Origin of the sequence: Nocardioides rubriscoriae, assembly GCF_008087085.1 — a bacterium.
GTDB classification, from domain to species: Bacteria; Actinomycetota; Actinomycetes; order Propionibacteriales; family Nocardioidaceae; genus Nocardioides; species Nocardioides rubriscoriae.
Genome location: NZ_VIYJ01000002.1, coordinates 123,829 through 148,419 on the forward strand (window position 1 = coordinate 123,829; position 24,591 = coordinate 148,419).

Below are 24,591 nucleotides of genomic sequence, written 5' to 3' on the forward strand. Positions count from 1 at the left end.
CCTGCCAGGGCCTGCCAGGGTGTCCCCATGACCCGGGTCCGTCTCTCGCGCCGGCCCGGCGAGCGGGTGCTGGTGATCGACGACGACCGGCCCGGCGAGCCGCACGAGCTGGCCCTGGCCGACCTCGCGGCGTACGTCGCCGGGCGCGAGCCCGACGGGCCGCGCTGGGTCTGGGACGACACCGCGCGGTGGTACCCGTCGCTGCTGGCGGCCGGGGTACGGGTCGCGCGCTGCCACGACCTGCGCCTGGGCCACCACCTGCTGCGGCGCGCGCCCGCGGTCGACGCCGCGCTGCTGAGCGGGGAGGAGTCGGAGCACTGGGACCGTCTCGGCCCGGCCCAACCCTCGCACCCGACGCTCTTCTCGGTCGACGACGCCGCCGAGCACCTGCGCGCCGACCTCGAGGACGACCGGCAGCTCGCGGCGGTGGCGGCCTCCGGCGAGGCCACCCGGCTGGGGCTGCTGCTGGCCGCGGAGTCGTCGGGCGCCCTGGTCGCCGTCGAGATGACCCACGCCGGCCTGCCGTGGCGCGTCGACGTGCACGAGCGCCTGCTCATCGACCTGCTGGGCCCGCGACCGCCGCGCGGGGCCCGCCCGCAGCGGCTCGAGGCCCTGGTCGAGGAGGTGCGCACGGCGTTCGTCGCCCCCGGTCTCAACCCCGACTCGCGCCACGAGCTGCTGGGCGCCCTGCGGCGCGCCGGGCTCGAGGTCGCCGACACCCGGGCCTCGTCACTGCGGGCGCTCGACCACCCGGGCATCGAGCCGCTGCTGCGCTACAAGCACCTCGCGCACCTGTTCTCGACCAACGGCTGGGCGTGGATCGACCAGTGGGTCAGCGGCGGCCGGTTCCGGCCGTCGTACCAGCCGGCCGGGTCGACCACCGGCCGCTGGTCCTCCAACGGGGGCGGCGCACTGTCGATCCCCGTGCAGGTCCGGCCCGCGGCCGTGGCCGACGACGGCTGGGTGCTCGTGGTCGCCGACGTCGCCCAGCTCGAGCCGCGCGTGCTCGCCGGGATGAGCGGCGACCGGGCGCTGGCCCGCTCGGCGCGCGGCAACGACCTCTACCAGGGCATGGTCGACGACGGCGCGGTCGCGACCCGCAGCGACGCCAAGCTCGGCCTGCTCGGGGCGATGTACGGCGCCACGAGCGGCGAGAGCGGACGGATGGTCGCCGGGCTCACCCGGCGCTACCCGGCGGCGTTCGGGCTCGTCGAGGACGCTGCGCGGGCCGGCGAGCGCGGCCAGGTGGTGCGCACGCTGCTGGGCCGCGGGTCGCCGGGGCTGGGGGAGGCCTGGGACCGCGACCCCGACGCGGTGCCGCTCGACCCCGACAGCCAGGCCCGCTACCGGCGCGCCTACGGCCGCTTCACCCGCAACTTCGTGGTGCAGGGCACCGGTGCCGAGTGGGCGCTGTGCTGGATCGCCGACCTGCGCAACCGGCTGTGGCGCCTGGGGGGCGACGGTCCGCTCACGGCCCGCCCCCACCTGGTGTTCTTCCTGCACGACGAGGTCGTCGTGCACACCCCGGCCGCGTTGGCCGACGAGGTCGTGGCCGCGACCGGCGAGGCCGCGTCGACGGCGGCGGGTCTGCTCTTCCGCGAGATCGGCATCGACTTCCCCCTCACCACCTCGGTCGTCCGGTCCTACGCCGAGGCCGGCAAGGCGGGTGTGAGCACCGACGACCCGGCCTGACCCGGGTTACGGTGGGCCATGCGCGTGGGGGGCCAGGCCGGCAGACGCGCGTCCGCGCGCCCACGCGGACGCGTCGTCGTGGCGCTCGTCGCGCTGCTGCTGGTGGTCGTGACCCTGCGGGCGCGGTCCGACGCCGGCCCCGTAGCCCAGCCCTCGGCCGGCCACACCGGCCACGACGCCATGCAGATGGTCGCGGCCAGCGCGGCGTCGTACGCCGCCTCGGCCCCCGACCTGCCCCGGCGCGGCTGGACCGCGCGGGCCGACACGGCCACCCGCGGCCACCGCCCCGCCGCCGCGGTCGACGGTCGCCGCGGCACCTCGTGGCTGACCCGCCCCGGGGCGCGTGCCCCGCACGTGCTGACCCTCGACACCCGGCGTCTGCAACCCATGTCGGGCCTGCGCTACACCCCCGAGACCCGCCGCGCCGACCGACGGATCGGGCGCTACACGGTGCAGCTGAGCCGCGACGGCCGCCGGTTCACCACCGTCACCCGCGGGCTGTGGGCCGACACCGGCGACGCCAGGACCGCGAGCTTCGCGGTCACCGAGGCCCGGTTCGTCCGGCTGTCCGTGACCAACGTCGACAGCCCCCGCCGCCCGGTCGCCGTGCCCGACCTGGTCGTGCTCGGGGCGCGGCTCGGTCCGCCGCTGACCCGCACCGGCTGGAGCGCCACCGCCGACTCGCAGGCCGGTGACCGCGCCCCCGCGCTCGTGGTCGACGGTGACCCCGACACCTACTGGAGCTCGACGACCGACGCCGGCCACGCCGGACACCCGCTCGCCCTGCCTCACGTGCTCACCCTCGACACCGGCGCCCCGCGGCTCGTCGGCGCCCTGAGCTACACCCCGCGCCAGGACGGCCGGGCGCCCGGGCGCATCGGCGCGTACGCCGTCGAGACCAGCCTCGACGGCAGCGCCTGGCGCCGGGCGGCGACGGGCACGTGGGCCGACGACGCCACCACCAAGACGGTCACGCTGGGGGCACCGAGCAGCCCGGGCCCGGTCCTGGCCCGCTACGTGCGCGTGCTGGCCCGCACCGAGGCCGGGTCGCGCGGGCCCTGGTCGACCGCGGCCGAGGTCAACCTCTACGGCCCCCCCACCGGCCCGTCGCTCGACCCGGCCGGCTGGGGGGTCACCGCCGACGCCGCGGCTTCGGGCCACGACGCTGCCCTGGCCCTCGACGGCGACCCGCGCACGACCTGGCAGACGCCCGCCGGCGGCCAGCGACTGCCGCACACCCTGACCATCGACACGCGCGCCCGCCACCGCATCTCGGGCCTGACCTACCTCCCGCGCCAGGACGTCTCGCCCGACGGCACCATGGGCCGCTATCGCGTGCAGGTCAGCGACGACGGCCGGTCGTGGTCGCCGCCCGTCGCGAGCGGCACCTGGGCCGACGACCGCCTGGTCAAGACCGTGCGCTTCGCCCCCGTCGCCGCGCGCTACGTGCGGCTGGTCGCGCTCTCGGAGGCCGGGGGCCGCGGGTCGTGGTCGAGCGCCGCCGAGGTCGGGCTGGTCGGCACGGTCGTCGACCCCGGCACCCAGGGGGTCTGGAGCCCGACCATCGGGCTGCCGATCGTGCCCACCTCGGCGACCCTGCTGCGCCACGACAAGGTGCTCACCTTCTCGGCGGCGTTCGACGACGACTACGACATCGACACGACCCACCTGACCCAGGTCTCCATCGTCGACCTCGCGCAGGCCGACGGCGGCCGGCCGGCCCGGCGTACGGTCAGCGACACCGGGCACCAGATGTTCTGCACCGGCCTGTCGGTGCTGGCCGACGGCCGGGTCCTGATCACCGGCGGGTCGAGCCCCTCCAACGCCACGATCTACGACCCCGCGACCGACGAGTTCACCGTCGCGCCCCAGATGGAGGTGCCGCGCGGCTACCAGTCGTCGGTCACGCTCTCCGACGGCGGGGTCTTCACCATCGGCGGCTCCTGGAGCGGGCCCGTCGAGGGCGTCGACGGCGCGGTCAAGAACGGTGAGGTGCTGCGCGCCGGCGCCGACGAGTGGCGCTCGCTCCCGGGCACGAGCAACCAGGCCCTCCTCACCGACGACGGCGAGGCCTATCGGCGCGACAACCACACCTGGCTCTTCGCCACCACCGGCGGACGCGTGTTCCAGGCAGGCCCCAGCCGGGCGATGAACTGGTTCACCACGACGGGCGCGGGCACGACCACGTCGGCCGGGCAGCGCGCCGACGCGCCCGACCAGATGAACGGCAACGCCGTGATGTACGACGCCGGCAAGGTCCTCACCCTCGGCGGGTCGCCGGCCTACGGCTACTCCGAGGCGACCGCCAGGGCCTACACGATCGACCTGACCGCCGGCTTCCCCGCCGCCCCGGTGGTGACCCGGCAGCCCGACCTGGCGCAGCGCAGGGCCTTCGCCAACAGCGTCGTGCTGCCCGACGGGTCGGTGCTGGTCACCGGGGGCCAGTCCTACGCGGTGCCCTTCACCGACACCACCGCCCAGCTCAGCGCCGAGCTCTGGTCGCCGCGGACCGGCCGGTTCGAGACCCTGGCGCCCGAGGCGGTCCCGCGGACCTACCACTCGTTCTCGCTGCTGCTCGCCGACGGGCGGGTGCTCAGCGGCGGCGGTGGTCTGGAGCCCAACGCGACGATCAACCACCCCGACGTGCAGGTGTTCACCCCGCCGTACCTCCTCGAGCCCGACGGCAGCCCGCGCGAGCGCCCCGCCATCACCTCGGCGGTGCCCGGGGGCGAGATGGCGGCCGGGTCGACCGTGCGGGTCACCACCGACGGTCCGGTCGCGTCGTGGGCGATGGTGCGCACCAGCGCCGTCACCCACTCGATCAACACCGACCAGCGGCGCTTCACGCTGCCCGCGACACCGGTCGCGGGGCAGCCCGACACCTACGACCTGACCGTCCCGGCCGACCGCGGCACGTCGGTGCCCGGCACCTACCTGCTCTTCGCCCTCGACGCGGCCGGCACCCCCAGCCGGGGGCAATGGGTGGCCGTCCCGCTGTGACGCGGGTCGGGCCCGGGCTCAGCCGACGACGAGCTCGTCCCAGTCGACGTGCGCGGTCCGGTCCTGGTACTCCGTGACCTTGCCCGGCCAGTTGGTCGTGATCCGGGAGCCATCGACGTACCAGCTGTCGCAGCCGTTCCAGGCCGAGTCGCGCAGCCGGGTCTGCATCTCGCGGTCGTAGGCCTCCGCGACCTCGGGCAGCACCTCGACGGTGCGCACCCCCGCACGCAGCCGGGCGACCGCCTCCGCGACGTAGCCCGCCTGGGCCTCCATCATCGCGATGATGGAGCTGCCCCCGAGGTTGGTGTTGGGGCCGTAGATGCAGAAGAAGTTGGGGAAGCCCGGCACGCTCAGCCCGAGGTAGGCGTGCGCGCCGTCGCTCCACTGCTGGTGCAGGTCGGCGCCGTCGACGCCGGTGACCGTGACCCCGGCGAGGAAGCCGGTCGCGGCGAAGCCGGTGCCCCAGATGATGACGTCGGCCTCGTGCAGGGTGCCGTCGTCGGTGCGGACGCCACCGGGCTCGACACCGGTCACAGCGTGGGTCACGACGTCGACGTGCTCGCGCGCCAGGGCGGGGTACCACTCGTTGGAGAACAGGATCCGCTTGCAGCCGATCTGGTAGTCGGGCACGAGCTTGGCGCGCAGCTCGGGGTCGCGCACCTGACGACGCAGGTGCAGCTTCCACACCTGCCGCAGGCTGCCGAGCAGGGCCTTGGACCACGCGACCTCGCCGCCGAGCGCGGCGTTGAGCTTCTCGCTGACCCAGAACCACGAGCGTCGCTCGCCCCGCAGCAGGCCGGGCCACCGCTCGAACGCGGTGTGGTGGCGCGGCCGGTACTCCTGGTCGGGCTTGGGCACGACGTACGGCGCGGAGCGCTGGAACACCGTCATCGCGCCGACTCGGTCGACGATGCCGGGCACGAACTGGATCGCGCTCGCGCCGGTGCCGACGACCGCGACCCGCTTGCCGGTCAGGTCGACGTCATGGCGCCACCTCGCGGAGTGGAAGGCCGGCCCGGCGAAGTCCTCCACGCCCGGGACCCGCGGCACCACCGGGTTGGAGAGCTGGCCGAGCGCCGGGACCACGACCTCGGCCTCGTACGCCGTGCCGTCGGTGCACAGCACCTGCCACGTCGCGCTCGCGTCGTCCCAGGTGCAGGAGGCGACCTCGGCGCCCGTGACGACGAGGTCGGTCAGGCCCTCACGCTCGGCAGCGGCGCGCAGGTAGGCGAGGATCTCGGGCTGCTGGGAGTAGCGCCGGCCCCACGCGGGGTTGACCGCCCAGGACCAGGAGTAGAGCGGGGAGGGTACGTCGCACGCGGCGTTGGGGTAGGTGTTGTCGCGCCACACGCCGCCGACCGAGTCGGCGCGCTCGAGGATCGTGACGTCGGTGATGCCGTGCTCGCGCAGGGCCCGCGCGGCGCCGAGGCCGCCGAAGCCCGCTCCGATGACGATGACCCGGGGACCCGTGCTGCCTGCCTTGTTGCCAACCTTGCTGCGCGCGCTGCTGTCTGCCATGACCCGAACGTAGGGCGTCGTGCGGGGTGGGGGACAGGTCGTCCGAGGAGTGTGGTTGATAATTCCGGACATGACCGTGCTGGTGCTGCGCCTCGAGCCCGCTGCCACCGACTGGACCTTCCCGCGCGCCGTCGCCGGCGTCGTCGTCCTGTGCCGGTACGCCGGCGCGCACGGCCTGGGGGCCCGGCGCTGCCTGGCCGGCACCGGGCTGCGGGCCGAGGACCTGGCCGAGCCCGAGCGCGAGGTGACCGCGGCCCAGGAGCTGCGGGTGGTCCGCACGCTGCGTCGCGAGCTCGGCGAGGTCGGCCTCGCCGTCGGTGCCACCTACCGGGCGAGCACCTTCGGCGCCTTCGGATACGCCGTGCAGTCCTCGCGCACGGTGCTCGACGCGATGACGACCGCCGCGCACTTCATCGACCTCTCCTTCGCCTTCGCGCTCCCACGGGCCGAGGTCGTGGGTGACCGCGTCGTGGTCGAGCACGACGCGACGCCGCTGCCGCGCGACGTGCGCCGCTTCCTGCTCGAGCGCGACGCCGAGGCCGTGCGCCAGGTGATCGACGGGCTCGTGCCCGGCGGTGTCGGGGCGCGGCTGGAGGTCGACGGCGACCGGGCCCGCGTCACGTTCGACGCCGACCAGCTCGAGCGACCACTGCCCGACCGCAGCGCCGAGGGGCTGCGCACCGCCGAGGCCGTGTGCCGCGACGTCGTCGACCGGCGCCGCGCCCGTACCGGCCTGGCTGCCGACGTCCGGGTGCTGGTGACCCAGCGGCTGCGCGACGGCGCGCCCATGGGGGAGGTGGCCGCCGCCCTCGGCTGGACCGAGCGGACGCTGCGCCGGCGCCTGGCCGCCGAGGGTGTCGGCTACCGCGAGCTGGTCGACGAGGTGCGCTCCTCGATGGCGGCCGCCCTGGGGGCCGGGCGCGCGACCCTCCCGCTGGCCGAGCTCGCCGCCCGGCTGGGCTACGCGAGCGCGCCGGCGTACCTGCACGCGCGGGCGCGCTGGGCCGCCCCTACCTGAGCGTGTGCGGCCCCCGAGCCGATGTCACCGGGAGTTCACCTCACGGTCCCTGCCCGGACGCGCCCACGGGCCGTCGCATTCCCCTGCGGTTCCTAGCGTGCGAGGGTCGCCATCGGGGCGACGCATCTCGAAAGGGACACGACACATGCGCATGCCCGCACGCGGAACGACCGCGCTGCTCACCCTTGCCCTCGCCGCCAGCCTCGCCGGGACGGCCGGGATCGCCGGCGCCGAGAGCAGCCGGCACGGCGACCAGGCCGACCACGGCAAGAACGGCAAGATCAAGAACGTCATCTACCTGCTCGGCGACGGCATGGGCCGCACCCACGTCACCGCGGCCCGCACCCGCTACTACGGCGCCGACGGCCACCTGGTGATGGAGTCGCTGCCCGCGGTCGGGCAGGTCAGCACCTACGCCGTGCAGCAGGGGTCGGGTCAGCCCGGGTCCTCCGACTTCGCGCCCAACTACGTCACCGACTCGGCCTCCGCGGCGACCGCCTGGTCCTCAGGCGTCAAGACCTACAACGCGGCCCTGGGCGTCGACGCCAAGGGCAACGTGGTGCCGACCCTGATGGAGTACGCCAAGCAGGCCGGCCTGCGGACCGGCAACGTCTCCACCGCCGAGATCACCGACGCCACCCCGGCGGGCCAGATGAGCCACGTGCTGCTGCGCGGCTGCCAGGGCCCCACCTACTCCGCCTCAGCCTGCCAGAACCCCACCCTCACCGGCGGGGCGCTGCCGACCAGCGACGTCCGGGTCACCCCGGTCGCCGACCAGATCGCCCGCAACGGCACCGCCGACGTGATCCTGGGTGGCGGCCTGTCCCGCTTCGACGCCGCCGACGAGAGCGCTCTGGAGGCGCAGGGCTACGACGTGCTCGGCTCGCCCGCGACCCAGACCGTGGCGACCAAGACCGACCTCGCCGGCACCAGCGCGCCGAAGGTGTTCGGGCTGTTCAACAAGGGCAACCTCACCATCGAGAAGTACAAGCGTGAGAACCCCTCCTCGGTGCAGGCCCAGGAGCCGACCGTCGCCGACATGACGGCCAAGGCCATCTCGCTGCTGTCGTCGGGCAAGAAGGGCTTCTACCTGCAGGTCGAGGGGGCCCTGATCGACAAGCGCTCGCACGCCAACGACGCCGCCCAGACGCTCGAGGAGATCAAGGCGTTCGACGAGGCCGTGCGCGTCGCCCGCGACTTCGCGCGCCGCGACGGCCACACCCTGGTCATCGTCACCGCCGACCACGAGTGCGCCGGCTTCAACATCATCGAGAAGGGCACCTTCACCAACGCCGAGGCGACCACCCCGCCGGCCAACACCGACGGCGGCAACACCGCCAACAACTCGACCCCGTCGCGCCCGAGCGGTGGGGCCAAGGACCCGGTCCGGTCCACCGGCCCGGTCAACGGCTCGGGTGCCGGCGACCCGAAGAACTTCGCGCCGGCCACCTTCCGCACCGCCGACGACCCCGCGGGCGTCGTCGACGGCTCGCCCGACGCCAGCCTGTGGCTGACCTACCTGTCGGGCAACCACACCGGCGCGGACGTCCCGGTCTTCGCCTACGGCCCCGGCAGTGACGAGCTCGAGGGCAGCATCGACAACACCGACCTGTTCGACATCGTCGGTGGCGCGCTGGGCCTGACGGATTGAGGTCGATCCTGCTGGCGCTGGCCCTGGCCCTCGTGGCCGGGGCCGGCGTCGCCTGCTCCGACCGGTCCGGCACCGACGACTCCGGCACGCGGCCGGTCGCAGCGGTCGACCCCCTCACCGCCGCGAAGACGTCGTTCCCGGGCCTGGAGCCGGCCCGACCCGGTGACCTCCCGCTGGGCCTCGACACCGCGAGCCCGGCCCCGGGCACGGTCGCGGTGGTGCCCGGGCCCTTCGACGACCGGTTCGTGCTGCGCGGCGTGCGGCTCGCCGACGGTGTGGTGTCCGGCCGTCTGACGGTCACCTCCGACGTCAGCGACCTCCTCGAGCTCGAGGTCGTCGCCGGCTTCTACGACGCCGACGGTCGGCTGCTCACGACCGCGAAGGCGGTGCACCACCTCGACGAGGCGGTCGCCAGCCACGAGGAGGGTCCGCCCGACGAGACAGCGCCCTTCCGGATCGCAGTCCCACGGCGCCTGCTCGACCGGGTCGCCTCGGCCGCGATCACGGTGCCGGTGCTCGTCAACGAGTGACCTCGCACGACGACGGCCCCACCCCGACACCGGGGTGGGGCCGTCGTCGCGTCCCGGAGCGCCGGCGCGCTCAGGTGATGGTCATGCCGCCGTCGACGGCAAGGGTCTGACCGGTGATGTAGCCGCCGGCGGCCGAGGCCAGGAACACCACGGTCGCGGCGAGCTCGGCGGGGTCGCCCTTGCGGCCGGCGGGGATGCGGGGCATCTGGGAGTCGAGGTAGCCCTCGGGGTACTGGTCGGTCATCTCGGAGACGAAGAACCCGGGCGCGATCGCGTTGACGCGGATGCCCTTGCGGCCGGTCCACTGCTGGGCCAGGTCGCGGGTCAGGCCGATCAGGCCGGCCTTCGACGCGGCGTACGCCGCCTGGGGCAGGCCGGCGGTGGTCAGGCCCAGGACCGACGAGATGTTGATGATGCTCGAGCCCGGCTGCATCACCCGGCCGCACGCCTGGGCCATCCAGTAGCAGCCGTTGAGGTTGACGTCGATGACGGCGCGGAACTCCTCGGGCTTCTCGCGGGTGGCCGGTGCGGCGGTGCCGATGCCGGCGTTGTTGACCAGGACGTCGACCCGACCGAACTCCTCCATGGCCAGGGTGACGAGGTTGGTGCACGAGTCGGGGTCGGCGACGTCGGTCGCGACCGTCAGGGCCCGGCGGCCCGTGGCCTGCACCAGGGCGGCGGTCTCGGCCAGCCGGTCGACGCGCCGCGCGCCGAGCACGAGGTCGGCCCCCGCCTCGGCCAGGCCCTGGGCGAACGCGACGCCGAGGCCGCTGGAGGCACCGGTGACGACGGCGACCTTGCCGTCGAGTCGGAAGAGGTCGGGAACGGTCTCGTTGACAGCCATGATCGGATCGTAGGGTGCGCACCGACCTCGACCTCACCGCCTCCGACGGCACCCGCCTCTCCGCCTGGCACTACCGCGCGGCCTCCGACGCCTGGACGACGCCTGCCGGCCGGCCGGTGGTCGTGATGGCCCACGGCTTCGGTGCGACCAAGGACGCGGGCCTGACGCCGTTCGCCGAGCGGTTCGCGGCCGCGGGGGCCGACGTCGTCGTCTTCGACTACCGCGGCTTCGGCACCTCCGACGGCACGCCACGCCAGGTGGTCGACCACCGGCGCCACCGCGACGACTACCGCAGCGTCGTGGCCCACGTGCGCACGATGGACGGTCTCGACCCCGACCGCGTGGTGCTGTGGGGGTCGTCGTACTCCGGGGGTCACGTCGTCGCCGTCGCGGCCGGCGACCCGCGGGTCGCCGCGGTGGTCTCGCAGGGCGCCGCGATGGACGGCCTGGCCGCCGTGGTCGAGATCGTCAAGTACGCCGGCGTGGTCCAGCTGCTCAGGCTGACCGGGCACGCGCTGCGCGGTGTGGTCCAGCGCGGCTACACGATCCCGATCGTCGGGCCGCCCGGCTCGCTGGCCGCGATCACCTCGCACGACGGGCTGTCGGGCTACGAGATCATCATGGGCCCGACCTTCGTCAACGAGATGAGGGCGTGGGGGATCCTGCCGATCCTCGTCAACCGCCCGGTGACGTCGGCGTCCGAGCTCGCCATGCCGCTGATGCTCGTCGTCGCCGCGGCCGACACCATCGCTCCGCCGTCGGCCGTCGAGAGGGTGGCCCGCAAGGCGGCCGGCCGGGTCGAGGTGCGGCGCTTCGACGTCGGGCACTTCGAGATCTACCGCGGCGAGGTCTTCGAGAAGTCCGTCGCCGCGCAGGTCGCGTTCCTCGACTCGGTGCTCGCACCGGCGCCCGGGGCGTCGTAGCCGTGCCCGAGACCCGGCTCGCAGGCCGCACCCCCGCCGAGCAGGACGACGTCCGGCGTCACCTGCTCGCGGAGTCCGCGCTGCGCACGCTCGGCGAGGTCGGCTACGCCCGGACGAGCCTGGCGGCGGTCGCCGACGACGCGCGGCTCGATCGCGACACCGTCCGCCGGCTCTTCCCCGACGAGATCGCGCTGGTCGTCTACAGCGTCCGTCTCTACAAGGCCCGCTGCGTGACCCGCTACGACGTCGTGGTCGAGGAGTCGACCTCGCCCGACGAGCTGCTCGACGGCTTCGCCGCCACGCTCGTCGAGACCCTGTGCGACGAGGCGCCGATGCACCGCCTCTGGTACGACCTGCGGGCCCAGACCATGTTCGAGGAGCGGCTGCGAGAGCCTGCCACCCAGGTCGACGCCACCCTGCAGGACATGGTCTGGCGGGTCGTGGCCCGCTACGCCGAGCTGTCCGACCGCCCACCCGCCCTGTCGCCGCGGGCGGCGTACGCCGTGCTCGACGGCGTCTTCCAGCAGGCGCTGCTGGCCCACCAGGCCGGCGACGGCGCCGCGGCGCAGGAGGTGCTCGACGTGCTCGCCGTCCAGGTCCACGACCTGATGCCGATGATGCTGGCGCCTGCGCGCGACCCGGGGTGAGCACGCGGTAGGATGGGTCCATGAGCACCGACACCCTGCTTCTTGGACAGCCGCGCTGATCGATCGTTGATCGCGCGGCCACCCCTCCATGCGAGGGGTTTTTTCATGTCCGGACCCGGCAGAGCAGCAGCAGACGAGCAGGAGCACAGACGATGAGCGAGCAGAGCACCCAGGGCGCGCCCGACGGCGCGGGCGACGCGGCGACCTTCGACGTGAAGGCGGTCGAGCACAAGTGGCTGCCCGTGTGGGAGCGGCTCGACCCCTTCCGGGCCGACGACGCCTCGCCCAAGGAGCGCAAGTACGCGCTGACGATGTTCCCCTACCCCAGCGGCGACCTGCACATGGGCCACGCCGAGGTGCTCGCGCTGCACGACGTGATCGCGCGCTACTGGCGCTTCCGCGGCTTCGAGGTGCTCAACCCGATGGGCTGGGACTCCTTCGGCCTGCCGGCCGAGAACGCCGCCATCCGCAACGACGAGCACCCGTCGACCTACACCTACGCCAACATCGAGACGCAGGCCGCGTCGATGAGGAAGTACGGCCTGGCCTTCGACTGGTCGCGCCGGCTGCACACCTCCGACCCGGAGTACTACCGGTGGACCCAGTGGCTGTTCCTGAAGTTCCGCGAGCAGGGGCTGGCCTACCGCAAGAACAGCCCGGTCAACTGGTGCCCGCAGGACCAGACCGTGCTGGCCAACGAGCAGGTGCTGGCCGACGGCACCTGTGAGCGCTGCGGCGCCGAGGTCACCAAGCGCGAGCTGACCCAGTGGTACTTCCGCACCACCGCCTACGCCCAGGAGCTGTACGACTGCCTGGACGAGCTGCAGGACACCTGGATCGGCAAGGTCGTCAACGCCCAGCGCAACTGGATCGGTCGCTCCGAGGGCGCGCACGTGCGCTTCCGGGTCGCCGGGCGCGACGAGCCGGTCACCGTCTACACGACCCGTCCCGACACGCTGTACGGCGCCACCTTCATGGTCGTGGCCGCCGACGCGCCCCTGGCCGCCGAGATCGTCGCGCCCGAGCGGCGCGAGGCGCTGGCGGCGTACGTCGAGGAGATCCGCAAGGCCTCCGACATCGACCGGCTGGCCACCGACCGCACCAAGACCGGCGTCGACCTGGGCGTCACCGCGACCAACCCGGTCACCGGTGAGCAGGTGCCGGTGTGGGCCTCCGACTACGTCCTGGCCGACTACGGCACCGGCGCGATCATGGCCGTGCCCGCCCACGACCAGCGCGACCTGGACTTCGCCCGGGTGTTCGGCCTGCCCGTGCGCCGCGTCGTCGACACCGGGGAGGCCAACCCCGAGGAGACCTACGAGGCGACCACCGGCAACGGCACCTACGTCAACAGCGGGCCGCTGGACGGCCTGACCGACAAGGCCCAGGGCATCTCGACGATCATCGCGCGTCTGGAGGCCGACGGCACCGGCGAGGGCACGGTCAACTTCCGGCTGCGCGACTGGCTGCTGAGCCGTCAGCGCTACTGGGGCGCGCCGATCCCGATCATCCACTGCCCCGTCGACGGCGAGGTGCCGGTCCCCGAGGACCAGCTGCCGGTGGAGCTGCCCGCGCTGCGCGGCGCCGACCTGAAGCCCAAGGGCACCTCGCCCCTGGGCGCGGCCACCGACTGGGTCGAGGTGTCGTGCCCGACGTGCGGCGGACCGGCCCGGCGCGACAGCGACACGATGGACACCTTCGTCGACTCGTCGTGGTACTTCCTGCGCTTCCTGTCACCCCACGACGACACCCAGGCGTTCAGCAGCGAGCTGGCCGAAGCCTGGGGCCCCATCGACCTGTACATCGGTGGTGACGAGCACGCGGTGCTGCACCTGCTGTACGCGCGCTTCTTCACCAAGGTGCTGCGCGACATGGGCCTGCTGACCTGGCAGGAGCCCTTCTCGGCCTACCTGTCGCAGGGCAAGGTCATCAACGCCGGGCGCAAGATGAGCAAGTCGCTGGGCAACGGCGTCGACCTGGGCAAGCAGCTGGACGAGTTCGGCGTCGACGCCGTGCGGCTGACCCTGGTGTTCGCCAGCCCGCCGGAGGACAACATCGACTGGGCCGACATGAGCCCGGCCGGGTCGCTGAAGTTCCTGCAGCGGGCGTGGCGTCTGAGCGGCGACGTCACCTCGCCCGCCGGGGTCGACGTGTCCGGCGGCGACCGGGTCCTGCGCTCGGTCACGCACCGCACCGTCCGCGACGCCGAGGAGCTGGTGGAGAGCCACCGGTTCAACGTGATGATCGCCCGCACCATGGAGCTGGTCAACGCGACCCGCAAGGCGATCGACTCGGGCTGCGGCCCGGCCGACCCCGCCGTCAGGGAGGCGGTCGAGGCCGTCGCGATCCTGCTGTCGATGGTGACGCCGTACGTCGCCGAGGAGATGTGGGAGCGGCTGGGCCACGCCCCGTCGGTCGCCCAGGCGACCTGGCCGGTCGTCGACGAGGCGCTGCTGGTGCAGGACTCGGTGGTGGCCGTCGTCCAGATCCAGGGCAAGGTCAGGGCGCGTCTCGACGTCTCGCCCGGCATCTCGGCCACCGACCTGGAGGCGCTGGCCCTGGCCGACGCCGCCGTGATCGCCGCCATCGACGGGCGCGAGGTGCGCAAGGTGGTCGTGCGCGAGCCCAAGCTGGTCAACGTCGTTGTCTGAGGGCGCTGCCGGGAGCGCGCAGGGCGAGCAGGGCGCGCGGGTCCTCGTCGGGGTCCACTTCCGCCGACACCTCGGCGGGCCCGGGCACCTCACGGTGGCGCCGGGCGCGCTGGTCCTCACCGACCGGCGCGGCCGACGCTCCGTGCGCCACGCGGGCGACGTCGTACGGCTCGAGCGCAAGCGGTGGGAGCCCCCGGGCACCGACCGCTGGCTCGAGGTCAGCGACGGCACGACGACCGCCTGGGCGACCATGGGACGGCGCCGCGCCGCGCGGGTGACCACGCTCCTGGACGCCGCCGGCTTCACCGTCGAGCCCCGTTAGGCTCCGCCGCATGTCAGCACCCCCGGCGGCGCCCCGCGTGGCGGTCGTCACCGACTCCACCGCCAGCCTCCCGGCCGACCTCGTCGCCGCGCACGACCTCACCGTCGTCCCGCTGCAGGTCGTCGTCGGGGCCGACGCCTACGACGAGGGCTCGCCCGAGGCGACGCCGGAGGCGATCGCCGCCGCCCTGCGCGACTTCCGCCCGGTCAGCACGTCGAGGCCCGCGCCCGAGGTGCTGCGGGAGGTCTACCGGCGCCTCGCGGCCCAGGGGGCCGACCAGATCGTCTCGGTGCACCTGTCGGGCGACATGAGCGGCACCTTCGAGTCCGCACAGGTCGCGGCGCGCGACGCCGCCGTGCCGGTCGTCTGCGTCGACAGCCGTCAGGTCGGGGTCGCCACCGGTTACGCCGCCCTGGCCGCCGCCCGGGCCGTTGCCGCCGGCGCCACCGCCGAGGAGGCCGGGGCGGCCGCGCGGCACCAGGCGGACGCCTGCGCGTCGTTCTTCTACGTCGACACGCTCGAGTACCTCCGCCGCGGCGGCCGCATCGGCGCAGCCGCCGCGCTGCTCGGCGGTGCGCTCGCGGTCAAGCCGCTGCTGACGATCGACGCCGGTGTCGTGTCGTCCCTGGAGCGCGTGCGGACCTCCGGCCGGGCCCTCGCCCGGCTCGCCGAGCTCGCGGTCGCCGCGGCGGGCGAGGCGAAGGTCGACGTGTGCGTCGCGCACCTGGCCAGCCCCGAGCGCGCCGCGACGCTGGCCGCGTCGCTCGCCGACCGGCTGGCCGAGCAGCTCGACGGCCGCGAGGTCTGGTGCGCCGAGGTGGGCGCGGTCCTGGGCGCCCACGTGGGTCCCGGCATGATCGCGGTCTGCGTCGCCTCGCGGCTGATGATCGACGTCGACTGAGGCGGCCGCCCTCCGCGCAAGGTTCGTGCAAGCGAGGGGGTCCAGCCTGCCCCCACGGGCACCCCTCTCGTGGCTCAGATCGGCGGGGCCGGCGCCCTGGTCGTGCTGGTCGACCGGTGCGTGCGCAGGCTGGTCACCGATCCGCGGCTGGCCCCGGTCCTCCACGAGATCGACCTCGACACCGTGCACAGCTCCGCACGCGACCTCGTCGCGTCCGCGCTGGCCGACACCGAGTCCGCAGGACCGCAGTCACGCACCTGGGACAGCCTCCGCGCCCTGGCCCTCCCGCCCTCGGTGCTCGACGACCTGTTCGACCTCGCGGTCAGCCTCGCCGTCGATACTCTGTGGCTGCTGGAGGTGGACGCCGACGTGGTCGACGCCGTCGCCTGGCGCCTCGCCGGTCTGCGCGTCCGGCTCACGACGGCGTACCGGGACGGCTAGCCGCTCGGCTCGGGCGAGCGGGAGGGGGTACTGCGTGGCTGAGACGACCCCCGGCCTGCGGATCGGCGTCCTCGGCGCGGTCGAGGCCTCGCGCGGTGCGGCCACGTGCGACGTCGGGTCACCCAAGCAGCGTGCCGTGCTCGCCCTGCTCGCCCTGGAGCACCGGCGCGTCGTCTCCGCCGACCGCCTCGTGCAGGAGCTGTGGGGCGACCGGGCGAGCCCCACGGCCCTGTCGACGTTGCAGGTCTACGTGTCGCGCCTGCGGCGCGCCCTCGAGGTGCGTGCCGTCGACGGATCACGCGGCGAGCCCGTCGTGGTGCGCCGGGCACCGGGCTACCTGCTCGACGTCGCAGGCGACAGCGTCGACGCCGAGGTGTTCCGTCGCCTCTACGCCGCTGCCGTGGAGCGCGCCCGCCACGACCCGGCTGCGGCCGCGAGCCTCGTCGACGAGGCGCTCGGACTGGTCCGTGGCGAGACGATGGAGGACGTCGTCGACCGTCTCGACGCCGAGGGGCGCGCGGTCGCCGGGCAGCTCGACGAGCTCGTCCTGGGTGCTCGCGAGCTGCGCACGCACCTGCTGCTCCGCCGTGGCGACGCCGCGGCTGCGCTCGCGGAGTCGGCCGCGCTGGCGACTCGTCACCCGTTGCGCGAGAGCGCGCACGCCCTGGTCGTCCACTCGCTGTACGTCTCCGGTCGGGAGTCCGAGGCGCTCGCGGCCTACGAGCAGGTACGACTGCGGCTCGCCGAGGAGCTGGGTGTCGACCCGGGACCCGCCCTGCGACGCCTGCACGGGCAGGTCCTGCGCCACGATCGCGCCCTGCTGCCCGACGCGACGGGCACCCCACGTCCGGTGACGGCGCCCGGCCAGGCCATGGACACCTCCCCGGACCTGCCGATGGTGGGGCGCTCGGTCGAGCTCGACCAGCTGAACCACGCGCTCGAGCAGGCGCGTGCCGGCCGCGGCAGCGTCGTCCTGGTCACCGGTGCGGCGGGCCTGGGCAAGACCCGCCTGGTGGCCGAGCTCGTCCGGGACGCGCGCGCGTCCGGCGCCCGGGTGGCGTGGGGGAGCGCACGCGAGGACCGCTGCGCGACCGTCATGAGCCCGTGGCTCGAGATCCTCACGGCGCTGCCCGACTCGCCGGCACGACGCGCACTTCGGGAGCTGCAGACCGGATCGGCCTCCGACCTCGACGGCGGTGCTGCGGCGCGTCAGCGTCTCGTCGCCGCGTGGGCCCACGAGGTCACCGGCCTGACGGCCGAGGCCCCCCTGGTCCTGGTCCTCGACGACGTCCAGTGGGCCGACCCCGTCTCGGTCGCGGTGCTCACCGCGCTGGCGCGCCAGGCGGCGCGGTGGCCACTGCTCCTGGTCGTGACCACCCGCGGGCCCGTCGGGTCGGACCCCGGCGGGTCCGAGCGAGCCCGCCGGTGGCTGGCGGACGTCCCCGCGCTGGTCGACCTCGCGCTCACCCCACTCGACGAGACAGCGTCGACGACCCTGGTGGCGCACGGAACGCCGGCGCCGCTGACCACCGAGCAGGTCGCGTCGGTCCTCGCCCAGGCCGAGGGGCACCCGTACTTCCTCCTCGAGCTCGCCCGCTTCGTCGGCCGTGGCGACGACGCGGTGGGCGGGGTGCCGGCCACGGTGCGTGACCTCATCGCGACCCGCCTCGACCCGCTGGGCACCACGGCACGGCTCCTCGTCGAGCTCGCCGCGACCATCGGGCGCGAGGCCTCCCTGACCCTCGCGACGGGCGTGCTCGTCGACCAGGGGCACGACGTCGCCGCGGTGGACGCCGCGGTCGACGAGGTCGTCGCCGCCGGGCTGGTCGAGGTCGTCGAGAGCCTGTCGCTCGTGCGCTTCCCCCACGACCTGGTCCACGCAGCCGTGCTCGACCACACGCCGCGGGCCGTCCGCTCGCGCTGGCACGCCGACCTCGCTCGTCGCCTCACCGGTGCCGCCCGGGCGCAGGACGTCGCGCTCCACCTGGTGGCCGCCGGTGACGTCGTACCCCCCGAGGAGGCGCTGCCCGGACTCCTCCTCGGCATCGACAGCGTCGTGGCGCAGCCACGCTCACCCGTCGTCGAGGTGTGGCTGGCCAGGGCTCGTGAGCTGGCCGGGAGACTGCCGGCGGGGCCCGAGGCGGACCTTGCGCTGATGGGCGTCGTACGCCGGGAGGCGGCGCGGGCCGCGGTGGCGCACGGCTGGTTCTCCGCAGAGCTGGGCGACCGGGTCGCCGCCCTGGTGGCGCTGGCGCGACGCCAGCGGCTCGACCAGGAGGCCGTCGACCTGCTGTGCCGCAGGGTGGCGACCCTGCTCGCCCTGGCCGAGCTCGACCAGATCGAGGCCGAGGCGACACCGCTGCTCCGTGGGCGCGCCGGCATCGGGCACGAGGCCGAGCTCGTCGGGCGGCTCGCGCTCGGGCTGGTCGCCTCGGCCGACGGACGGCCCGAGGAGACCTGTCGACACCTCGGCCGGGTGGTCGAGCTGCTCGACGGCGCGCTGGCCGACGGCCCGTCGTGGGCTGACCTGACGGTCGTCGCCGAGGGCGCCCTCGCTCACGCGTACCTGCAGCTGGGACAGGAGGACAGAGCCCTGCGGGTCGCCGACGACGCACTCAACCGCGCCGAGCGCGTCCCGGCCCCGGAGGCCCTCGTCGCCGTCCTCAACATCGCGCTCCTCCACGTCGCCCGCGGCGACCACCAGGTGGCCCACCCGCTCGCGGAGTCGTGTCGGGTGCGTGCCGCCGAACGCGGCCTCGTCGTCGCCGAGGAGATGGCCCGCCTGGTCGCCGCCTGGGCCGCGGTCCGCCGACCCGAGGGCCCCGGGCGCACCGGGGCCCGCGACCGGGCCCTGGCCGACCTGCGCGACGTCCTCGCACGCTGGCGCGGCCTCGGGGTGAAGGTGATGGACCCGGTCGTGACGCTCCTGGCCGCCGAGGCGGAGCTCGAGACCGGCTACCCCGTCCGCGCCCTGGGGCTGGTGGACGCCGTCGAGCCCGGGACTCCTGACTTCAGCTGGGGCGGGCGCCTGCGCGACGTACGACTGCGGGCCGCGCGTGCGGCCTCCGGGAGGTGAGCCGCGTCCGGTTCAAGTGCCCTGCAAGGCCCCCGAGGGCAGGCTCGGACACCGCAGCTCTGACCAAGGACGTGGAACCGCATGCCCGCTCGACCTCTCGCCGCCTCGGTGGCGCTCACCCTCGCCGCCACGCTCTGCCCCGCCGCGGCGCCGGCGACCGGCGTCGTCGACTCCCGTGCCGCCGCGGCGCCGCCGCTCGTGCGGGGCTTCACCGGCTACGGCGCCGGCGACGTCTACGACATGGTGTCCGGCCCGGCGGGGACGGCCTACGTCATCGGGTACTCCTACAACGACGGGTCCCTCGAGATCGACGGCGCCGGTGCCGGCTACGACGCGACGATCCTGCGCCTGAGCGCCTCTGGTGCGGTGCTCGACTCGCGGTTCCTCGGCGGTGCCGAGGGCGACGTGCCGGTGGCGGCGACGCTGCTGGGGTCCGGCGACCTCGTGGTGGTGGGCGAGACCAGCTCCGCCGACTTCCCGGTCACGCCCGGGAACGCGGGGACGGCACCGGCCGGCCAGGGTGATGCGTTCGTCACCGTCCTCAGCGCCGACCTCGCCACGGTCAAGGACTCCGTCGTCCTCGGGGGGACCGGCCGCGACAAGGCCGACGCCGTCGCCGTCGATCGCGACGGGAGCCTGTGGGTCGCCGGCTCGACGACCTCCGCGGCCTTCCCGGTGACGTCGGGCTACTCCGCTGCCCAGGGTGAGGAGGTGTGGACGGCCCGCTTCTCCGCCGACCTGGCGACGCGCCCCGTCAGCGTGCTCTCGGGGGGCTCCAACGTCGATCGCGTCAGCGCTCTGGCCGCCGCGCCCGGCGGTGGCGCGGTGGTCGTGGGCTACACGGGCTCGTCGGACTTCACGACCGTCGGCGCGACCCTGCCCGGTGGCACGGTGCTCCGGGGTGGCCGCGACGGCTTCGTCAGCCGCTTCGCTCCCGACGGGACGCTGTCGTGGAGCGAGCTCGTCGGCGGAGACGACCTCGACGACCTCTTCGGTGTGGCCGCGGTCGGCAACCGGTTCGTCCTGGTCGGTGCGACCTTCAGCAGCGACTTCCCGGGCGGCACGGGTCTGCCGAGGGCGTCGACCACGCAGCGCCAGGGCCTGGTGGTGAGCCTGTCCGGTGACGGCAGCACCCTGTCGGGGGCGGCGACCCTGGGCGGCACCGACGGCCCCTCCGACCTGCAGACGGTGCGCGCCGACTCCTTCGGTGACCTCTACGTCGTCGGTTCGTCGGCGGCCACCGACGCGCCACGGGTGGCGGCCCTCCCCGGCAGGCCGACGGCAGCCGGCCCCACTCACCTGTACGCCGCCAAGCTCGACGGCGCGGCCCGGCACCTGCGGTGGTCGACCTACGTGCTCCCCGACCGCGACGTCTCGGGCTACCGGTTGGCGCTCCTGCCCGGCAGCCGGGTCCTGCTCGGCGGGTCGACCACCGCCACCGACCTGCCGGTGACCGACGGCTCGACGCCCCCCATCACCGGCGTGTCGGGCGCGCTCAGCGTTCTCGACCCCACCCCGCACGTCCTGGGGCTGGCCGGCCCGCGCCGGACCCAGGACCGCACCCCGACGTGGCGCTTCCGGGTCGACCTCGTCGGTTCGCGCACGCAGTGCCGGGTGGATGCGAGGGCGTGGGGGAGATGCGGCAGGTCCCTGACGGCCACCCGCTTCACCAGCACCAAGCTGCGCCCCGGTCGCCACACGCTCCGGGTCCGGGCCCAGGACGGCCCGGGCAACCTGGGACCCGCGGTGTCACGCACGATCCGCATCCTGCGCCGACGCTAGTCGTCCGGTCGCGCGCACGACCCCGGATCGCCACGAGTCCTCCACAAGCAGAACGGCGCACGCGGTCCTCCACAGGTCCGCCCCTGGTCCGCGATCTCGAACGCCGTGGCGGCCTACGGTCCTCGGCATGCGCAGTCGACGCCCCAGCCCCGAGCACCAGGAAGCCGTCTCGCGACGTCTCGCGCTGCTCTCCGAGCAGCTCGCGGCAGCCCGTGACGAGGCGCCCGCGGTCGGCGACGAGTGGTGGGGCGAGCACACGCGGATCGCCCCGCTGCGCCCCGCGCTGCACGTGGTGTCCGAGCCGCGGGGCGAGCCGGGCCTCGAGCCCGAGCCCGACACGTGGGACGTGCCGACGCCTGCCGGGCCGCCGGCCGTCTCGCCGCAGCCGGTCGTGGTGCGCGAGCCCGGCCGCCACGCCCATCGTCGGGGGCTCGCGTGGTCCTCGCTGCTGCCCGAGACCCTGCGGGGGCGGGTGGGCCTCGCGCCGGGGCCGGTCGCGGTGGTGGCGCTGCTGGTCGCCGTGGCCCTGGCCTGGACCTGCTGGCAGGTCGTGCGCGACGACCCCGAGCCGGCCGTGCCGGTCGCGGCGCCGGTCGCGGCCGGCGCCGCGACCGCGGGCGACCTGGTGCCCGTCGACGGGGTGCCGACGACGGTCGCGACCGTGCCCGGTGGCCCGGCAGCACCGGCCGGTGGGGGCACGGTGACGGTCGACGTCGCCGGCCGCGTACGCCGCCCCGGCATCGTGGTGCTCGAGGCCGGTTCCCGGGTGGTCGACGCCCTGGCCGAGGCCGGCGGGGCCCGACCCACGGTCGACCTGACCACGCTCAACCTGGCGCGACCGCTGGTCGACGGCGAGCAGATCCTCGTCGGGGTCCCGGGGGCCGCAGCCCCACCGCCCGCCGTCGCGGGCACGAGCGGGTCGGCCGGTGGCGACCGGGGCTCCTCGGCCCCGGCGGCCCCGGCGGCCCCGGCGGCCCTGGTCGACCTCAACCTCGCCGACCAGACCCAGCTGGAGGGCCTGCCCGAGGTCGGACCGGTCACCGCGGCAGCGATCGTGAGCTGGCGCGAGGAGCACGGCGGGTTCACCGCGATCACCGAGCTGCTCGAGGTCGACGGCATCGGCGAGGCGACCCTCGCCAGGTTGACCCCGCTGGTGACGGTGTGAGGCCGCGAGGGTGCCGCGGCTCACCGACGTGCCGGCCCTCGGCCCGGCTCCCGGGCAGGCCCCCGGTCCGGGCGCCGCCGACCTGCGGATGCCGCTGCTCGCGGTCGCCTCCTGGGTCGGCGGCCTGGCCGCGCAGTTCCTGCCGTCCGCGGTCGCCGTGCCCGCGGTGCTGGGCATCGGCGGGGCCCTGCTGGCGGTCACCCGCGTGCGGCGCCGTCCCGGAGAGCTCGCGACGGTGCTGGCCGGTCTCCTGGTGGCGGCCGGGGTCCTGACCTCGGCGCTCGTGCGGGCCGAGGCCGTGGCTCACAACCCGGTGGCCGACCTGGCCGGCGAGCGGGCCGTGGTCGAGGTCGTCGCGGTGGTCGTCTCCGACCCCCAGCCGGTCTCCAGCCCCTTCGGCGACCAGGTGGCGGTGCGCCTCGAGGTCCGTGAGGTCGTCGGGCGCGGGCTCGTGCACCGGGTGGCGGTGCCGGTGCTCGTGCTGGGCGACCCGGCCTGGGCCGACGAACCATGGGGGGCGACCGTGCGCACCCACGGGCGCCTCGTCGTGCCGGACGGCGACCGCAGCGGCCTGTCCGCCCTGCTGACCGGGGCCGCGGCACCCCAGCGACTGCGCGAGCCGGACCTGTGGTGGCGGGGCGCGGGAGCCATGCGGGCCTCGATCCGGGCGTCGGTCGCGCACCGGCCCGACGACCAGCGGGCGCTGGTCCCCGCGCTCGTCGACGGTGACGACGCGGCGCTCGACCCCGGGCTGGTCAACGACTTCAAGGCGACCGGCCTGACCCACCTGACCGCGGTGAGCGGCACCAACCTCACGCTGGTCGTGGGGTTTCTGCTGGTCCTCGCGCGCTGGTGCCGGGTGCGAGGCCGGTGGCTGGCGCTGGTGGCGGTGCTCGGCATCGGGGGTTTCGTGCTGCTGGCCCGCACCGAGCCGAGCGTGGTGCGAGCCGCCGCGATGGGCACGGTCGGCCTGCTGGCGATGGGGTCCAACGGGCGTCGCCGCGCGACCCGGGGCCTGGCCGTGGCCGTGGTGGTCCTGCTGCTGGTGCAGCCGGCCCTCGCGGTCGCCGCGGGGTTCGTGCTGTCCGTGCTCGCGACCGCCGGGATCGTCCTGCTCGCCCCCGGGTGGCGCGACGCGCTGGCCCGCTGGCTGCCGCGCTGGCTCGCCGAGGCGGTGGCGGTGCCGTTCGCCGCGCAGGTCGCCTGCACCCCGGTCGTCGCGGCCCTCTCCGGGCAGGTCAGCCTCGTCGCGGTCCTGGCCAACCTGGTGGTGGCACCGGTGGTCGGCCCCGCCACGGTGCTCGGCCTGACCGGGGGACTGACGGGACTGGTGGTCCCGGCCCTCGGCCGGCTCCTGGGGACCGGCGCGGCCTGGTGCGTGGGGTGGATCGCCACCGTCGCCCGCGCCGGTGCCGACCTGCCGCTGCCGACCCTCGACTGGGGGACCGACGCCTGGTCGCTGGCCGCGCTCACCGTGGGGTGCCTCGCGCTCACCGTGCTCGCCCCGGTGGTGCTGCGCTCGCCCAGGCTCACCGTGCCGCTGGTGGCCACCGCGGTGGTGGCGACGACCGTCCCGCTCCCGACCCCGGGATGGCCCGACACGGGCTGGGTGATGGCGATGTGCGACGTCGGCCAGGGCGACGCCCTGGTGCTGCACGCGGGGCCGCGGTCCGGGGTCGTGGTCGACGCCGGGCCCGACCCGGCCGCCGTCGACCGGTGCCTCGACGACCTGGGGATCGACCAGGTCCCGCTGCTGGTCCTGACCCACTTCCACGCCGACCACGTCGCCGGGCTCCCCGGCGTCCTGGAGGGCCGCACCGTGGGCGCGGTGTGGACGACCTCGCTGCTGGACCCGCCCGCGGCGGTGGGCGACGTCGTCTCGGCCACCAGGGCGGCCGGCGTCGTCCCGACCCTGCCCGCGATCGGTGCCCGCCGCGTCGGCGACGTCGTGCTGCAGGCCGTCTGGCCCCGTCCCGGGCCCCCGGTGGCCGGGCCCGGCGACGGCAGCACCGCCAACAACGCCAGCGTGGTCCTCGTCGCCGACGTCGGGTCGACCCGGATCCTGCTGACCGGCGACGTCGAGCCGCCCGGTCAGGCCGCCCTGGCCGTCGAGGTCGCCGGTCTCGACGTCGACGTGCTCAAGGTGCCCCACCACGGCAGCCGCTACCAGGACCTGCCCTGGCTGCTGTCGCTGCACGCCGAGGTCGCCCTGGTCTCCGTCGGCGCCGACAACGACTACGGCCACCCCTCCCGCGACCTCGTCGCGGCCCTCGCCGACGCCGGCGCCGACGTACGCCGCACCGACCAGGACGGTGACGTGCTGGTGCTGCCGACCGACGGCGGCGGGGTCGAGGTGCGCAGCCGCGGGGGGTGACCCGACCTGATCTGACCTGGCCGGGCAGGGTGCTCCGGTCCTGTCGGCGGCATGTG

At 75.0% G+C, this 24,591-nt stretch carries 17 protein-coding genes; 15 read left to right on the forward strand and 2 right to left on the reverse strand.

From position 1 onward, the window contains the following. The first annotated feature begins 27 nt into the window (after window positions 1-27). Together FZC61_RS03950 and FZC61_RS03955 are read left to right on the forward strand one after the other, a co-directional pair. Window positions 28-1,692 carry a bifunctional 3'-5' exonuclease/DNA polymerase gene (locus tag FZC61_RS03950; protein WP_148612773.1) on the forward strand — a complete coding sequence of 555 codons (1,665 nt, stop codon included), beginning with the start codon at window positions 28-30 and terminating at the stop codon, window positions 1,690-1,692. 18 nt (window positions 1,693-1,710) lie between these two features. Next, window positions 1,711-4,692, forward strand: a complete 2,982-nt coding sequence (locus FZC61_RS03955) for a galactose oxidase family protein (RefSeq protein WP_211357079.1) — start codon at window positions 1,711-1,713, stop codon at window positions 4,690-4,692. A gap of 18 nt (window positions 4,693-4,710) precedes the next feature. Here the strand turns inward: FZC61_RS03955 and FZC61_RS03960 are convergent, their stop codons facing one another. After that, window positions 4,711-6,210 carry a flavin-containing monooxygenase gene (locus tag FZC61_RS03960; RefSeq protein WP_148612775.1) on the reverse strand — a complete coding sequence of 500 codons (1,500 nt, stop codon included), beginning with the start codon at window positions 6,208-6,210 and terminating at the stop codon, window positions 4,711-4,713. Window positions 6,211-6,280: 70 nt separating this feature from the next. Here FZC61_RS03960 and FZC61_RS03965 point away from each other — a divergent pair, with 70 nt between their 5' ends. From FZC61_RS03965 to FZC61_RS03975, 3 genes are all read left to right on the forward strand, one after another. Continuing rightward, window positions 6,281-7,228 (forward strand): AraC family transcriptional regulator ligand-binding domain-containing protein, encoded by a 948-nt coding sequence (locus tag FZC61_RS03965; RefSeq protein ID WP_148612777.1) that lies wholly within the window; start codon window positions 6,281-6,283, stop codon window positions 7,226-7,228. Window positions 7,229-7,379: 151 nt separating this feature from the next. Then, window positions 7,380-8,879, forward strand: a complete 1,500-nt coding sequence (locus FZC61_RS03970) for an alkaline phosphatase (protein ID WP_148612779.1) — start codon at window positions 7,380-7,382, stop codon at window positions 8,877-8,879. Continuing rightward, a complete protein-coding gene (locus tag FZC61_RS03975; RefSeq protein ID WP_148612781.1) occupies window positions 8,876-9,409 on the forward strand; it encodes a hypothetical protein in 534 nt (177 codons plus the stop codon). Before FZC61_RS03970 ends, FZC61_RS03975 begins: the two co-directional genes overlap by 4 nt. Before the next feature lie 70 nt (window positions 9,410-9,479). Here the strand turns inward: FZC61_RS03975 and FZC61_RS03980 are convergent, their stop codons facing one another. Beyond that, window positions 9,480-10,253, reverse strand: coding sequence for an SDR family NAD(P)-dependent oxidoreductase (locus FZC61_RS03980; protein ID WP_148612783.1), 774 nt, complete (start codon window positions 10,251-10,253; stop codon window positions 9,480-9,482). Window positions 10,254-10,267: 14 nt separating this feature from the next. On the opposite strand from FZC61_RS03980, the gene FZC61_RS03985 reads away from it, so the two are divergent. The 10 genes from FZC61_RS03985 to FZC61_RS04025 all read left to right on the forward strand — a co-directional run bounded on the left by FZC61_RS03985 (window position 10,268) and on the right by FZC61_RS04025 (window position 24,535). Continuing rightward, window positions 10,268-11,176 (forward strand): alpha/beta hydrolase, encoded by a 909-nt coding sequence (locus FZC61_RS03985; protein ID WP_148612785.1) that lies wholly within the window; start codon window positions 10,268-10,270, stop codon window positions 11,174-11,176. 2 nt (window positions 11,177-11,178) lie between these two features. Further along, window positions 11,179-11,823 (forward strand): TetR/AcrR family transcriptional regulator, encoded by a 645-nt coding sequence (locus tag FZC61_RS03990; RefSeq protein WP_148612787.1) that lies wholly within the window; start codon window positions 11,179-11,181, stop codon window positions 11,821-11,823. A 152-nt stretch (window positions 11,824-11,975) separates the two neighbouring features. Further along, window positions 11,976-14,474 (forward strand): leucine--tRNA ligase, encoded by a 2,499-nt coding sequence (gene leuS, locus FZC61_RS03995; protein WP_148612789.1) that lies wholly within the window; start codon window positions 11,976-11,978, stop codon window positions 14,472-14,474. Continuing rightward, complete coding sequence (locus tag FZC61_RS04000) at window positions 14,467-14,796, forward strand: hypothetical protein (protein ID WP_148612791.1); 330 nt, start codon at window positions 14,467-14,469, stop codon at window positions 14,794-14,796. The genes leuS and FZC61_RS04000 overlap by 8 nt, the downstream gene beginning before the upstream one ends. Before the next feature lie 10 nt (window positions 14,797-14,806). Beyond that, window positions 14,807-15,697: a DegV family protein gene (locus FZC61_RS04005; RefSeq protein WP_148612793.1), complete on the forward strand. Its 891-nt coding sequence runs from the start codon at window positions 14,807-14,809 to the stop codon at window positions 15,695-15,697. A gap of 69 nt (window positions 15,698-15,766) precedes the next feature. Further along, window positions 15,767-16,138 (forward strand): globin family protein, encoded by a 372-nt coding sequence (locus FZC61_RS22945; RefSeq protein ID WP_170285971.1) that lies wholly within the window; start codon window positions 15,767-15,769, stop codon window positions 16,136-16,138. A gap of 34 nt (window positions 16,139-16,172) precedes the next feature. Further along, on the forward strand, window positions 16,173-19,214 hold the full coding sequence (locus FZC61_RS04010) for an ATP-binding protein (protein WP_170285972.1): 3,042 nt from the start codon (window positions 16,173-16,175) through the stop codon (window positions 19,212-19,214). Window positions 19,215-19,295: 81 nt separating this feature from the next. After that, on the forward strand, window positions 19,296-20,996 hold the full coding sequence (locus FZC61_RS04015; protein ID WP_148612796.1) for a hypothetical protein: 1,701 nt from the start codon (window positions 19,296-19,298) through the stop codon (window positions 20,994-20,996). A 127-nt stretch (window positions 20,997-21,123) separates the two neighbouring features. Next, window positions 21,124-22,161 carry a ComEA family DNA-binding protein gene (locus tag FZC61_RS23355; RefSeq protein ID WP_211357080.1) on the forward strand — a complete coding sequence of 346 codons (1,038 nt, stop codon included), beginning with the start codon at window positions 21,124-21,126 and terminating at the stop codon, window positions 22,159-22,161. Window positions 22,162-22,171: 10 nt separating this feature from the next. Then, window positions 22,172-24,535, forward strand: a complete 2,364-nt coding sequence (locus tag FZC61_RS04025; RefSeq protein ID WP_246142511.1) for a ComEC/Rec2 family competence protein — start codon at window positions 22,172-22,174, stop codon at window positions 24,533-24,535. Window positions 24,536-24,591 lie beyond the last annotated feature (56 nt).

What these genes read in the sequence shown, in the direction of transcription:
- FZC61_RS03970 (WP_148612779.1), top strand. Translation starts at nt 7,380, where the DNA reads ATGCCCGCACGCGGAACGACCGCGCTGCTCACCCTTGCCCTCGCCGCC.
- FZC61_RS03950 (WP_148612773.1), top strand. Translation starts at nt 28, where the DNA reads ATGACCCGGGTCCGTCTCTCGCGCCGGCCCGGCGAGCGGGTGCTGGTG.
- FZC61_RS03960 (WP_148612775.1), bottom strand. Translation starts at nt 6,210, where the DNA reads ATGGCAGACAGCAGCGCGCGCAGCAAGGTTGGCAACAAGGCAGGCAGC.
- FZC61_RS03980 (WP_148612783.1), bottom strand. Translation starts at nt 10,253, where the DNA reads ATGGCTGTCAACGAGACCGTTCCCGACCTCTTCCGACTCGACGGCAAG.
- FZC61_RS03955 (WP_211357079.1), top strand. Translation starts at nt 1,711, where the DNA reads ATGCGCGTGGGGGGCCAGGCCGGCAGACGCGCGTCCGCGCGCCCACGC.
- FZC61_RS04005 (WP_148612793.1), top strand. Translation starts at nt 14,807, where the DNA reads ATGTCAGCACCCCCGGCGGCGCCCCGCGTGGCGGTCGTCACCGACTCC.
- leuS (WP_148612789.1), top strand. Translation starts at nt 11,976, where the DNA reads ATGAGCGAGCAGAGCACCCAGGGCGCGCCCGACGGCGCGGGCGACGCG.
- FZC61_RS03965 (WP_148612777.1), top strand. Translation starts at nt 6,281, where the DNA reads ATGACCGTGCTGGTGCTGCGCCTCGAGCCCGCTGCCACCGACTGGACC.
- FZC61_RS23355 (WP_211357080.1), top strand. Translation starts at nt 21,124, where the DNA reads ATGCGCAGTCGACGCCCCAGCCCCGAGCACCAGGAAGCCGTCTCGCGA.
- FZC61_RS04015 (WP_148612796.1), top strand. Translation starts at nt 19,296, where the DNA reads ATGCCCGCTCGACCTCTCGCCGCCTCGGTGGCGCTCACCCTCGCCGCC.